This is a genomic window from Flavobacterium sp. GSA192 (assembly GCF_006386525.1).
Classification (GTDB): domain Bacteria; phylum Bacteroidota; class Bacteroidia; order Flavobacteriales; family Flavobacteriaceae; genus Flavobacterium; species Flavobacterium commune.
The window spans coordinates 402882-415448 of the sequence record NZ_VAHC01000002.1 but is presented as its reverse complement, the minus strand read 5'-3'; the positions used below and the strand labels follow the sequence as shown (position 1 = coordinate 415448).

Genomic DNA, 12567 nt, shown 5'->3' with positions numbered 1-12567 from the left:
AACAACTTTCCTGAAAAATATCATTTATATTTGGCTAACATAAAATGTAATGTACTATGGAATTCAAATCTAGAAACCCTTTTTTAAACAATAAAAGTTTCTCGCCTACATCAAGAGCAGAACAAGTTCACGAAGCCACTGTTATTGGTTATGATCAGGACATGACCATTTCGGGAACTATCAACAAAACTATTTTATTATTCTTATTGCTTACAGCAGCTGCCATGGTAACCTGGTGGATGACTTTTAACGGAATGAACCCTATTGTTCCGGCCATTGGGGGAGCTATAATCGGTTTTGTTTTAGTTATTATTTCTGCTTTTAAACCACAATATTCCGGCTATTTAGCTCCGGGTTACGCTGTATTTGAAGGCTTATTCATTGGAGGAATTTCAGCAATTTTTGAAGTCAAATACCCGGGAATTGTCATTCAGGCTGTAGGAGCAACATTTGTAACCTTTGCCGTTTGTCTGGGATTGTACAAATACCGAATAATAAAAGTAACCGAACAATTCAAATCTGTCGTTGTTGCTGCTACACTGGCTATAGCTACTTATTATTTGATTTCCTGGCTGTTTTCGCTATTTACAAGCTACCAACCGGTACATTATGGAAATTCGATGTGGAGTATTGGAATCAGTGTTTTTGTGATTATAATTGCCGCCTTAAATTTATTCCTTGATTTTGATCGAATTGAAGAAGGAGCGCAACAAAGAATGCCAAAATACATGGAATGGTTTGGTGCCATGGGATTGATGATTACCTTAGTTTGGCTATACATCGAATTCCTGAGATTGCTATCTAAACTTTCCAGTAAAGACTAATTTCAAATTATAGTATTAAATGTAAACCCTTCCCCAAAAGAAGGGTTTTGTGTTTTTTAAAAGTCAAATTTCAATTGAACTGCAACCACTGTTTTTTTAACTTCGGTATTTAAGTTACTCATAGAAATCCCAAGCAACCGAACCGAATCTTTCATTCGTTCCTGATACAACAATTCTTTTACTGTTTCTAAAATCAATCCTTTATCGGCAATAAAATAAGGCAGGGTTTTACTTCGGGTTTGTTGTGTAAAATCGCTGTATTTTATCTTTAAGGTTACTGTTTTTCCTGAAACATGATGTTTTTTCAACCTTCGCTCTAAACTATTGGCAATGTTCTCCAATTGTTCCAACATAAAGATTTCCGAAGATAAATTAGTTTCAAAAGTATGTTCGGCGGCTACCGATTTCGCAATTCGACTCGATTTCACTTCGCTATTGTGAATACCGCGCACCACATGGTAATAATAACTCCCTGATTTACCGAAATGCTTTTCTAAAAATTCTAATGATTTACTCTTTAATTCCTGTCCGCTAAAAATCCCCAGTTGGTACATTTTCTCGGTTGTCACCTTACCCACACCATAAAATTTGCGAATAGGCAAAACTTCCAGAAACGGAATCACCTCATCGGGAGTAACGGTTTTTTGTCCGTTGGGCTTATTGTAATCACTTGCAATTTTGGCCACAAATTTATTAATCGAAATTCCCGCCGAAGCCGTTAAACCCACTTCATTAAAAATACGATTTCGAATTTCCTGTGCCAATAAACTCGCACTGGGATTTCCTTTTTTATTTTGGGTTACATCCAGATAAGCTTCGTCAAGCGAAAGCGGTTCAATCAAATCGGTATAGTCGCGGAAAATCTTATGAATTTGATTCGAAATTTCCTTGTAACGCTCAAATCGGGGACGGACAAATATAAGTTCCGGACAATATTTCTTGGCCAAAACTCCGCTTATTGCCGAACGAACACCAAATTTCCTCGCCTCATAACTCGCCGCTGCCACTACCCCTCTGTTTTCAGAACCTCCCACAGCAATAGGCTTTCCTCGCAGCTCCGGATTGTCCATTTGCTCCACAGAAGCAAAAAAAGCATCCATATCGATGTGTATGATTTTTCTATGAGAATTTATTTCGAGCATAAAACAAAATTATAGAAAATTATCATTTTAAAACCTACAAAAATTACTTACATTTAATCCTGAATAAAATCAACAAACATTTCATTTACACAAAATAACATGAATATAAAAATACTTTCTTTTCTATTATTTTTCCCAATCTTATTCTGGAGTCAAAACAATAACTCTAATAAAACTGTTTTTAAATACTTCTACAGAGACAAAATAGTTTCTGTAGAAATTTGGAAAGGATCTGACAAAAAAATAGATAGTTTAAAAACCTATCATAATAATGGAAAAATAAACGAAGTTTTTTATTATGACGACAATGGACGTAGAGATTCCAATAGTTTTCAATACGACAGCCAAGGCGAAAAATTAGTTACCTGGAACTTTTCACATGGTAAATTATTAAGCAGAACCGATCATAAACTACCTTTCAGTAACAAAGAAAATGAAGAAAATGCAAAAAAACATCTCCAATTACTTACTCAATTAAACACCAGAACCAACTATAATCCAACCCACATCAACGACCTGTTTCAGAGAGGTAATTTAAGAGCTCGTCTTGGAAACAGAACATTAGCTATTGATGATTTAAAAAGAGTAGAATCGATTATTAAAAAATCCGAAAAAGATACTACTAAAGTAATTTCGGAAGCTATCAAAACCAGTAGAACTAAGTTTAAAAGCAGTCTTTATGATTTATTAGCTAACCAGTTTGGCGCACTTGAAATGGAACTTTCAGCCTATCAATATTATCTAAAAGCGATGGCTGCAGCTCCAAAAGACTATCGGATTTTATATAATTTTGCCAATTATCTGCAGCAAAAAAAATCCACTGATTTAGCCCGCTATTATTTGGAAAAAATTGTTGCCGAGCAACCGCAACACGGTCACGCAAGATGGGGACTGGCTAAACTTTATAGTGATATTGGCGAATATGAAAAAGCCATGGAGAATATTAACATTGCTTTTACCAGAGAAGCAAAGATCATCTCACATTCATCTAATTACGGAAGTAGAGATTTACGAACTACCAGAGGTTTATTGTATCATAAACTGGGGGAATCCGAAAAAGGAATTGAAGATTTACAAGAAGCCTTAAAAATGGACAAAAACAATTCGTATGCGATGAAAAATTTAGGAATTATTTATCTCGATCAAAAAAAATACAGCGAAGCTTGTGAATTATTTGAAAAAGCTAAAGCACTTGATTACACCTTAATTTTTGATGAAAATGATTTAGCTTCTTTGATAGAAAGTGCCTGCAACAATATTCCTTATGTTGAAACCATTACTACTCCAACACCTTTTGTATTCCCTAATCCTGCTACTACAGTGGTTACAATTAAAAACTACGATTACAAAAGTTTTGATTATGACTTTTTTGACTTTGAATCCAATGCTGTTTTACATGGAAAAAGCACCGATGGCACCATTGATGTTTCCAGACTAAACGCTGGTTTTTATATACTTAAAATTTCAAATACTGATTCGCCACAGACATTTAAAATTATCAAAGAATAAGCTATCTTTAAACTTTGTAATTTATCAATAAGATGTTAGAAATAGAAAGAAAATTTTTAGTCACTTCCGATTCTTATAAAAAAGAAGCTTTTTCTAAAAAACGCATTATCCAAGGTTATTTGAGTTCTAATCCCGAGCGCACAGTACGCGTGAGAATCAAAGAAAACAAGGCTTATTTAACTATAAAAGGCAGTTCCAGCGCAAGTGGCATGTCGCGTTTTGAATGGGAAAAAGAAATTGCCGTTGATGAGGCTAAAAATTTATTGTTGCTTTGTGAAAAAGGAGTAATAGACAAAACACGTTTTGAGGTAAAAGTGGGTCATCACACCTATGAAGTGGATGAATTTTACGGCGAAAATGAAGGTCTTGAAATGGCCGAAATAGAACTAAAATCAGAAACTGAAGATTTTGAAAAACCCAATTGGCTGGGTGAAGAAGTAACTAATGATAAACGATATTATAATTCGTATTTAAGCAAAAATCCGTATCGAAATTGGTAAAAAAAATTACTTTATAATTTCTTCGATGGTAACAATCATTGAACCTGCACCTCTATTTCGGGCAATTTCCATAAAGGCTCTTTTTGTCAAATCAATTTCTCTGGATCTTACAAAAGGACCTCTGTCAACAACTTCTACAATAACCGATTTCCCATTGGCCTCGTTGGTAATTCTTAATTTAGTTCCAAAAGGAAATTTTTTATGAGCCGCCGTATAATCGTTATTATTGAATTTTATACCACTTGCTGTTCGCTTTCCATTAAATTTATCAGCGTAATACGAAGCATGAACACTTTTTTTATAGACTTTTAACTTACCAACTACCTCATCCTGAATGGTATCTCTTACAACTTGATTTTTAGCTACAAATGCAAAACCTTTCACCGTATCCTTAGCCAGATTACCCTTAGCAGTTGAAACCGTTTTTGACTTAGCCGAATTTTGAGCATGAGCAAAAAAAACAGTAATAAATAGAAAAAGTAGTGTTATTGATTTTTTCATATTAGCTTTTTAGTTCGAATCTATTTAAAAACAAAAACCAGATAAAAAAAGTCCTGAAAAGGACTTTTTAAGATTTTATTGCATCCATAACGACCATGGAATTCTACTTAAAATAAGCAATAATCCAAATCCGTAGAAAATCGAGAAGGTTTTAAATTTTGATTCGCTTGTGCTTAACTTTTTGTGTTTAGACCAACCAATTGTAATTAGAACAATAGCAATAATATTAATTAATGGATGTTCTAATGACGTTAATCGCAACATTTTGTCTGACATTTGTCCCAGAGAATTTAATCCAAGTGGTGAAACAAAATACAAAATCAAACCAATCAATAATTGAGTATGTGTTCCTATTAATCCAAAAATTGCAATCTTTCTGTCTTTAGCAGTAAATTCTTTTTTAGAAACAAAACCAATAAAAGCATTAATCACTGCAACTACTAATAATAAAAGTGCTAAATAAGCCCAACCTGAATGAAATTTTTGAATGAATTCGTACATGTTTTTGATATTTTTTTTAACAAATATAAACAAAAAAGGTCTAAAAAAAACCTCATTATACTAAAAGCAAATGAGGTTTTTATTCGTATAATATAGCCGTTTTAAAAATAACAACTGATAATCAGTTATTTAAACAAAATCAGCTAAATGTTATTTATTTCTTAAAAAATGCCCCAATAAAGAAGCTGTAGAACTATCGTGATTTTTCACTTCATTCGAATTGATCTCGTCCAGGATAGAATTAGCTAATTGTTTTCCAAGCTCTACTCCCCATTGATCATAACTAAAAATGTTCCAGATAAATCCTTGCACAAAAATTTTATGCTCGTATAAAGAAATCAATGAACCCAAAGATTTAGGAGTTAATTTCTGAATCAAGAAGGTATTTGTAGGCTTGTTTCCGGCAAAAACTTTGAATGGCAAAAGAAAAGCAGCTGCCTCAGCCGACAATCCTTGTTTGTCAAATTCAGCCTGAACTTTTGCTTCCTCTTTTCCGTTTAACAAGGCTTCTGTTTGTGCAAAAAAGTTAGACATCAATTTATCATGATGATTGATATCACCATACAAAGGTTGAACGTAACCAATAAAATCCGTTGGAATCAACTTAGTTCCCTGGTGGATTAACTGGAAAAAAGCGTGTTGAGCATTCGTTCCCGGCTCTCCCCAAATAATAGTTCCTGTTTGATAATCTACTTCTTTTCCATCGCGACCTACACTCTTACCATTACTTTCCATGGTTCCTTGTTGTAAGTAAGGTGCTAATTTTTGTAAATATTGGGTATATGGAATCAAAGCTTCGCTTTCTGCTCCAAAGAAATTATTGTACCAAACGCTTAACAATGCCAAAACAACCGGAATATTTTTGTCAAATTCAGCTGTTTTAAAATGTTCGTCCATTTCGTTAGCTCCGTTTAATAATTCATCAAAATTATCAAAGCCTACCGCTAAACTGATAGACAATCCTACAGCGCTCCAAAGAGAAAAACGTCCTCCAACCCAGTCCCACATTGGAAATACATTATCAGGATTAATTCCGAATTCGGTTACTTTTTGCAAATTAGTAGAAACTGCCACAAAGTGCTTAGCCACATCTTCCTGTGAAGCCGATTGTAAAAACCATTTTCTAATTGTTTCAGAATTAGTTAAAGTCTCCTGAGTAGTGAACGTTTTAGAAACAATAACAAAAAGAGTCGTTTCCGGATTTAACTTTTTAATGATTTCATTCACATGATCCCCATCAACATTGGAAACAAAATGAACATTCAGATTGTTTTTATAATATTGCAAAGCTTCCACTACCATTGCCGGTCCTAAATCAGAACCACCAATACCGATATTAACTACATCAGTAAAAGCTTTCCCGGTATAACCCGTTCTTTTACCTGAAGTAATTTCGTTAGTAAAAGTTTTAATTTTATTTTTTACTTCATAAACCTCCGGAATTACATTTACTCCGTTTACATTGATTACCGCCGATTCTTTTGCTCTTAATGCAGTATGAAGCACCGCTCTGTTTTCAGTTTGATTGATTATTCCACCTCCAAAATAATCCTCAATTCCACTTTTAAGTCCCATTTCATTTGCCAATTCAAGCAACAATGCCATCGTTTCCTGATTGATAATATTTTTAGAATAATCAATTAAAAAATCATTCCAAAGAATACTGAATTTCTCCGCTCTTGTAGCATCTTGTTTGAACATTTGCTGCATAGAAACATTTTTCAATTGACCAAAATGAGTTTCCAGCTTCTTCCATGAAGTTGTTTTTGTTGGGTTTAGAGTACTTAAAGCCATTTATATTTTTGTTTTTAGTGTTTTAGATTTGGGCGTAAAAATACTGAAATTAGTTGTAATAGCAGAAAGGATTCCAACTATATAACAACAAAACCCAACCAGTTTTTACTATAAAAAAACAGGAAACACAAGCCACTAACTATGTATTTCCTGTTCTAATTTGATTTTTCATTTTGTTACAAATTTCCAATACTATCCAATTCTCGCTTTAAAGGCTCGATGGCACTCATAAATCGGGCTTTGTTCCTGCTTTCCATTGGTGTTCCTGTTGGCAATTTTAATTTTAACGCATCAACCTGCACACCATTTTTCCAAAAACGATAACACACATGCGGACCTGATGCTAAACCTGTACTTCCTACTCTACCAATAACGTCTCCCTGATTCACATGCTGACCACGTCTAACTAGGATTTTTGACATGTGTAAATACTGAGTAGAATAAGTCCCATTGTGTTTTACTTTCACAAAATTCCCATTACCTGCGGTATATCCGGTTGCTTCTACCACACCAGTTGCCGTAGTCATAATAGGAGTTCCTGTAGGGGCAGCATAATCGGTTCCTTTATGTGCTTTCCATCGATGCTGTACAGGATGAAATCTATTCATTGTAAATCGGGAAGTAATTCGACTGAACTTAATAGGCGATTTCAGGAAGAGATTTTTCATCGTTTTTCCATCCTCATCATAATAATCCACTTTCCCCGAAGCCTGATTTTGAACAAATGGAAAAGCATACATGATTTTGCCTTTGTATTCAAAAAATGCACCTTCAATATTACTCACTCCGTTATAAATAGAATCATTAATGTAGCGTTCGTTGAAAGCAATCCCAAATCGATCACCTTTTTTTAATTTGAAAAAATCAATTGACCAGGAATAAATTTTAGTAATTTGACTTGCCAAGTTAGCATCAACTCCCGAATTTGAAAGTGTTTCCGACAAAGATCCTTTTAAAACTCCTGTAATTAGTTTACGTTTATAAGTTACCGGCCTCACTTTCTTATAAGCCACTACCGCCGAATCACGCAAATCAAAAACATAATACATTAAGTCGTTGGGCTCATACACAAAAACCTGAAGTTTATTGGTTTTATCCTTAGAACGCAACATGGTAAACGCCTTGTCTGGTCTAATCACACGTACATCAAAAGTATCTTTTATATCGTTTACAATCCCATAGATTTTGCGATCGCCAATATTTTGTCCATTAATAATTGTACCAAAAGTATCTCCTTTTTTTACGGTATCCTGAACCACATTAAAATCGGAAAAATTAAATCCAAAATCAGAATTATCTTTTTTATGCTTTTGCTTAGCTACTAACTGTTTTTTAGCTGTTTCAGAATCTGTTTTTTTACAGGATACTACTAAAGTCAGTGTAATTATAATGATTAAAAAATATTTCAAACTGTTGCTATTTATTGTATTCTACATTTATTCTTGTCCCCAATTTGCTAATTCAGCTTCACTCCATAATTCCGGAAAAAATATTCTTTTTTGATGCTTTGGGTGCATGTATTTTCTCCAGTCACTTCCTCCCGTTGCCTCTCCATCACCCATTCCACTCTCATCAATATACTTTATTGCCACATTCAGATGCTGCATTACCCAGGTAATATTGACCGTATAATCTAAATGACGCATCGCCTCTTTTAACGATGGTAATTCCTGATCCTCAACAGAAAGCTGCTTGTATTTTTGCCAAATATTTTTCGACTTATATTCTTCCATACAATCCAAAAAAGTGGCTTTGTATTTTTTTTCGAACTCTTCTAAGGTGTAAGTTTTTTTTCCTGTTTCAGGATCCGTTCCGGCTGCCTGCCAATAGAGAATATCAAACGCATTTTCATTGGAAATAGTATTATTAAATGATGATCTGAAACGACTATCAATTAAATTAACCACATCAGTTGCTCCAAACTCTATTAAACGGTATTGTGCACTTTGAAAACCGCTGGCCGGAGTGAGCGTATTTCTAAATTTCATATACTGATTTACATCCATCCCGTTTTCCATAATAGAAAAAGAGGTTGTCAACATATCAAAATAACGGCTAATACGCATTAATCTGTCCGTAAAAAAATCGGCTTTAATTTCCTGATGATGGGCAATTTGATTGATTTCTAAAAGTACCATTTTGAATATCAATTCATTAATTTGATGATAGAGAATAAAAACCATCTCATCAGGAAGCACCGTTCTTTGCGTTTGCAAATTCAACAATACATCAGTATGAATATAATCCCAGTAAGTAACAGGTTTAGACCAAAGCAAGCCTTCTAGTTGCGTATCCGTTTTTTGATCAATGGACGCATATTTTTGCTCTATTTGCTTTAGAATACTTGCTGTACTGGCATTAACACTCATTTTTTCTTTATTTTAAAAGAGCTTTTCAATCCTTTAAAAGCGTCTAAATCAGCTTTGAGTGAACCCACTGCCAAGTCGGCCTTAATACGCACCGGCAATCTATTCTCATCATCTGAAACCCAAATTGTTAAACTCTCCTCTTCTTTAAAAACACGACCCGACTGAACTAAAGGTTTAAAAACCATAGAAGGCACTACCCCAAATTTAGTTGTAATATCCTGACGTCCGACGAATTTTAACTTAAATTTTGTGGTTTCATCATCAAAAAACATATCTATTGCAATATATTCTCCAGGATGAATCTTATCAATAGTAGGATAATTGCGTAAATAGTAAAAAGCAGAAAGTATATCCTGAGTGTTTTTTGGAATTACAAAAGTCTTTTCGGTTTTTCTCTTGTAATCTTTTACCGTTATCTTATGGTCTGATTGATTAAAAAATCCTTCCTGATTTTTAGTATAACCGCCTTCATCAATCTTACGTACAAATTGATACGGATTTCCTGTTTCTTTATCAATATAACTTTCGTAGGTGTCATTTACTTTAAAAAAAAAGCGCGATACTCCTGTGGTATAACCTTTGCCCACAACATGAAAAACTTTTTTATTATTGATTACAGCGTCTTTTACTTCAAGTGTTGCAAAACCAGCATTGACAAATCCGTAGTGTACCCTGAATTTAAACCATTCACCTACGCCGTAAGAATCATCAGAATGGGAGTCAAAACTGGTGATTAAAATCAATAATGAGAGTAGCATTATCTTTTTCATAATTTACTTTTTTTATTGATTCAATTTGCAAATTTTGTTCCAAATATATTAAAACAAAAAAACTCAGTCAAATAATGACTGAGTTTTTATGCTATTAACCAACCAAAAAATTATAAATTATTAAATTTATATAAACCAAAAGGAAACCACCCCTTTTGTTTTGATATGACAAAGATACGGCAAGAAAATGCGATTTCTATAGTAAAAATGCAGTTTAACATAATTTTAAAATAAGATTCGGAAGCATCGCCATTTTTTTTTACATATCATAAAAAAAACAGCAATAAAAAATTAAAGTGTTAATTTTACTTTTAAGTCAAAAAATAAAAAGTCAAATTTTATGAGCTTAAAAAGCTTTTGTTAACAAAAAAAAGTCGCAGTTTTAGTCAAAAACCGCGACTTTTAGTCAACTATTAATTTGTGTGTTTAATTACTAAAAAGGAAATCCAACACTAAACCAGGTAAAACCACTATTAGTTTCCGGAGACCAACTGCGTTTTATCTCAATAGGCCCTATAGCCGTTTCTAAACCATAACCTATAGCATAGCCGGAAATTTTAGGGATTGAAACCCAGTTGACGGTTTCAAAAATATCTTCTCCTATATTAGCATAATTAGCTGTAAAATTGATATGGTTATTTTTAAATATTTCGCAATCTAAAGACAGTGTGGATTTAACATAACTATTACCCCCTAAACTCAGGAAATCATAACCATAAAAATGACTGAAATTATTATCCACATTATAGCCAAAACCTCCGAGAATAAAATTAAAAAAAGACACACTTTTAGCACCTATTGCAAAACCGGCTTCTGTTTGAATTTTAGCTGCAAACGATTTAAACAAAGGAATGGCTATTCCAAAATTAGCCTTAGCAATAGAAAATGGTGCAAATTCTTTAGTATAATCAGAAGAAAAGAGATACGAATGAATATCTCCTGAAAAGCTCCATCCTTTTGTTGGAAAAAATTTATTGTCCATGGAATCAAAATCCAGTCGCCCAAAAACACTTAAATAATGACTCCTGTCAATTACAGGATCAATATTATCCAAAGTACGGGAATTAATACTCAAATATTTATGCTCTAAACCGGCTCCTATTAAAAAACGTCTGGCAAACATGGTTTGTAAATACAGCTGATTTGTCAAATCAAACAAATCAACATTCAAACTACTAATACCTAAATCATCAAAATCAAAATTGGTTATTTGCCCCTCAATATTGCGGTTAAACGTATTTAGATAGGATTTGAATCCAAGACTTATATTGTATCCATTCTCTACATAATAATCAAAATTGTACCTGAAATTATCCCCTAAAATAACATCAAGCGAAGCCACATCATTTTTAAAAAAATTCTTTTTATGGGTTAAATTAACTAAAATAGCACTTTTATAAAGTCCGTCATAATGCAAACCAAATTTCAAATAGGTATCTGTTGGATTCTCTTTTAAAACCAAATTCAAATCGTCTTTGTCATTAGTGCCTTCAAATGAATAGTCTATAGCACTAAAATTTTCGGTAGCATTGAGATTATTAATCCCTTTTTGTAATTGATTGTAACTAATTTTAGCTCCTGGTTTAAATCGTAATTTTCCATAAACATAATCCTTAGTATAATTTTTCAATTTGTTGCAATTAACATCTTCAATTTGTAAACTGTCAACCTGAATTTTCAATTTGCTTTTTTTATAATTTCCTGATGCAACACCTAATTGCTTTAAACGTTCAAAAACCGAAAAAGCTGCTTCTTCTCCCTTACTCAAAATCTCCTGACCACTATCAAAAGACATCACACCATAATCTCTTATATCCGGTCGAATATAAATATCCGTTTTCAAAATATTCTCCTTCATCTTATCAACAGAATGAAGATTAGTAATTTGCACCAGAATTTTCGTGGCATCATTAAGGGCTTTTCGATCTAATAAATCATTTTGAACATCGACTCCAATTATGATATCAGCACCTAATTTTCTAACCTCATCTATTGGATAATTATTCACTACTCCTCCGTCAACTAAAAACCGATCCTGATATTCCACCGGAGAAAATAATGACGGAAACGCCGAACTGGCAATCATGGCTCTTGCCAGATTTCCTTTGTTCAAAACCACCTGCTCCCCTGTTTCAATATCCGAACCGATACATAAAAAAGGAATTGGCAACTGATTAAAATCTCTTACATGCCTAACATTTCGGGTAATTCGGCTTAGTAAATTAAAATTATACAAACCTTTAGAAAGCGCATCGGGAATCCCAATTTTGTAGTTGTTAAACGGCAAAACAAGCGCATAAACATCATCGTTTCGTTTCTCGTAAAAATTCTTAGTTTCTCTGGGAATATAGTCACTTAATAATTCATCAAAATTAGTGTCTTTAAAAATCGAATCGAGTTGTGCCGCATTATAGCCCGAAGCATACAAACCGCCAACTACAGCCCCCATACTGGTTCCGCCAATGTAATCAATCTTAATCCCGGCCTCTTCAATTACTTTAAGAACCCCAATATGAGCAAATCCTTTCGCACCACCGCCACTCAGCACTAAGCCTATTTTTGGCTGGTCTTTTCTTTGCGCAAATAAAGTCAGGCCACTAAAAACAACAAGCAATAAAAAGATGTATTTCTTCATAAAAAATATTCTTGCAACGTTA

General features: G+C 33.5%; 11 protein-coding genes. 3 read left to right on the top strand and 8 right to left on the bottom strand.

The window, feature by feature from the left end; all coding sequences use genetic code 11:
- Window positions 1-56 precede the first annotated feature (56 nt).
- On the top strand, window positions 57-824 hold the full coding sequence (locus FDM27_RS05840; protein ID WP_140485569.1) for a Bax inhibitor-1/YccA family protein: 768 nt from the start codon (window positions 57-59) through the stop codon (window positions 822-824).
- Window positions 825-880: 56 nt separating this feature from the next.
- Here the strand turns inward: FDM27_RS05840 and dinB are convergent, their stop codons facing one another.
- Window positions 881-1966: a DNA polymerase IV gene (gene dinB / locus FDM27_RS05835; protein WP_140485568.1), complete on the bottom strand. Its 1086-nt coding sequence runs from the start codon at window positions 1964-1966 to the stop codon at window positions 881-883.
- 99 nt (window positions 1967-2065) lie between these two features.
- Here dinB and FDM27_RS05830 point away from each other — a divergent pair, with 99 nt between their 5' ends.
- Complete coding sequence (locus FDM27_RS05830; protein WP_140485567.1) at window positions 2066-3475, top strand: T9SS type A sorting domain-containing protein; 1410 nt, start codon at window positions 2066-2068, stop codon at window positions 3473-3475.
- 32 nt (window positions 3476-3507) lie between these two features.
- Complete coding sequence (locus FDM27_RS05825; protein ID WP_140485566.1) at window positions 3508-3975, top strand: CYTH domain-containing protein; 468 nt, start codon at window positions 3508-3510, stop codon at window positions 3973-3975.
- Window positions 3976-3981: 6 nt separating this feature from the next.
- Here FDM27_RS05825 and FDM27_RS05820 read toward each other — a convergent pair whose 3' ends face one another.
- From FDM27_RS05820 to FDM27_RS05790, 7 genes are all read right to left on the bottom strand, one after another.
- On the bottom strand, window positions 3982-4476 hold the full coding sequence (locus tag FDM27_RS05820) for a septal ring lytic transglycosylase RlpA family protein (RefSeq protein WP_140485565.1): 495 nt from the start codon (window positions 4474-4476) through the stop codon (window positions 3982-3984).
- A 75-nt stretch (window positions 4477-4551) separates the two neighbouring features.
- A complete protein-coding gene (locus FDM27_RS05815) occupies window positions 4552-4977 on the bottom strand; it encodes a hypothetical protein (protein ID WP_071184530.1) in 426 nt (141 codons plus the stop codon).
- Between the two features lie 150 nt (window positions 4978-5127).
- A complete protein-coding gene (gene pgi / locus FDM27_RS05810) occupies window positions 5128-6771 on the bottom strand; it encodes a glucose-6-phosphate isomerase (RefSeq protein WP_071184529.1) in 1644 nt (547 codons plus the stop codon).
- Window positions 6772-6947: 176 nt separating this feature from the next.
- Window positions 6948-8180 carry a peptidoglycan DD-metalloendopeptidase family protein gene (locus tag FDM27_RS05805; protein ID WP_140485564.1) on the bottom strand — a complete coding sequence of 411 codons (1233 nt, stop codon included), beginning with the start codon at window positions 8178-8180 and terminating at the stop codon, window positions 6948-6950.
- A 27-nt stretch (window positions 8181-8207) separates the two neighbouring features.
- Complete coding sequence (locus tag FDM27_RS05800; RefSeq protein ID WP_071184528.1) at window positions 8208-9140, bottom strand: tryptophan 2,3-dioxygenase family protein; 933 nt, start codon at window positions 9138-9140, stop codon at window positions 8208-8210.
- Entirely contained in the window at window positions 9137-9910 is a 774-nt protein-coding gene (locus tag FDM27_RS05795) for a DUF3108 domain-containing protein (protein WP_071184527.1), read from the bottom strand. Before FDM27_RS05795 ends, FDM27_RS05800 begins: the two co-directional genes overlap by 4 nt.
- 433 nt (window positions 9911-10343) lie before the next feature.
- A complete protein-coding gene (locus FDM27_RS05790; protein WP_140485563.1) occupies window positions 10344-12545 on the bottom strand; it encodes a patatin-like phospholipase family protein in 2202 nt (733 codons plus the stop codon).
- Between the last annotated feature and the right edge of the window lie 22 nt (window positions 12546-12567).

Excerpts from the sequence above, each read along its gene's own strand:
- FDM27_RS05840 (WP_140485569.1), top strand. The coding sequence starts at position 57 with ATGGAATTCAAATCTAGAAACCCTTTTTTAAACAATAAAAGTTTCTCG.
- dinB (WP_140485568.1), bottom strand. The coding sequence starts at position 1,966 with ATGCTCGAAATAAATTCTCATAGAAAAATCATACACATCGATATGGAT.
- FDM27_RS05830 (WP_140485567.1), top strand. The coding sequence starts at position 2,066 with ATGAATATAAAAATACTTTCTTTTCTATTATTTTTCCCAATCTTATTC.
- FDM27_RS05825 (WP_140485566.1), top strand. The coding sequence starts at position 3,508 with ATGTTAGAAATAGAAAGAAAATTTTTAGTCACTTCCGATTCTTATAAA.
- FDM27_RS05820 (WP_140485565.1), bottom strand. The coding sequence starts at position 4,476 with ATGAAAAAATCAATAACACTACTTTTTCTATTTATTACTGTTTTTTTT.
- FDM27_RS05815 (WP_071184530.1), bottom strand. The coding sequence starts at position 4,977 with ATGTACGAATTCATTCAAAAATTTCATTCAGGTTGGGCTTATTTAGCA.
- pgi (WP_071184529.1), bottom strand. The coding sequence starts at position 6,771 with ATGGCTTTAAGTACTCTAAACCCAACAAAAACAACTTCATGGAAGAAG.
- FDM27_RS05800 (WP_071184528.1), bottom strand. The coding sequence starts at position 9,140 with ATGAGTGTTAATGCCAGTACAGCAAGTATTCTAAAGCAAATAGAGCAA.
- FDM27_RS05795 (WP_071184527.1), bottom strand. The coding sequence starts at position 9,910 with ATGAAAAAGATAATGCTACTCTCATTATTGATTTTAATCACCAGTTTT.
- FDM27_RS05790 (WP_140485563.1), bottom strand. The coding sequence starts at position 12,545 with ATGAAGAAATACATCTTTTTATTGCTTGTTGTTTTTAGTGGCCTGACT.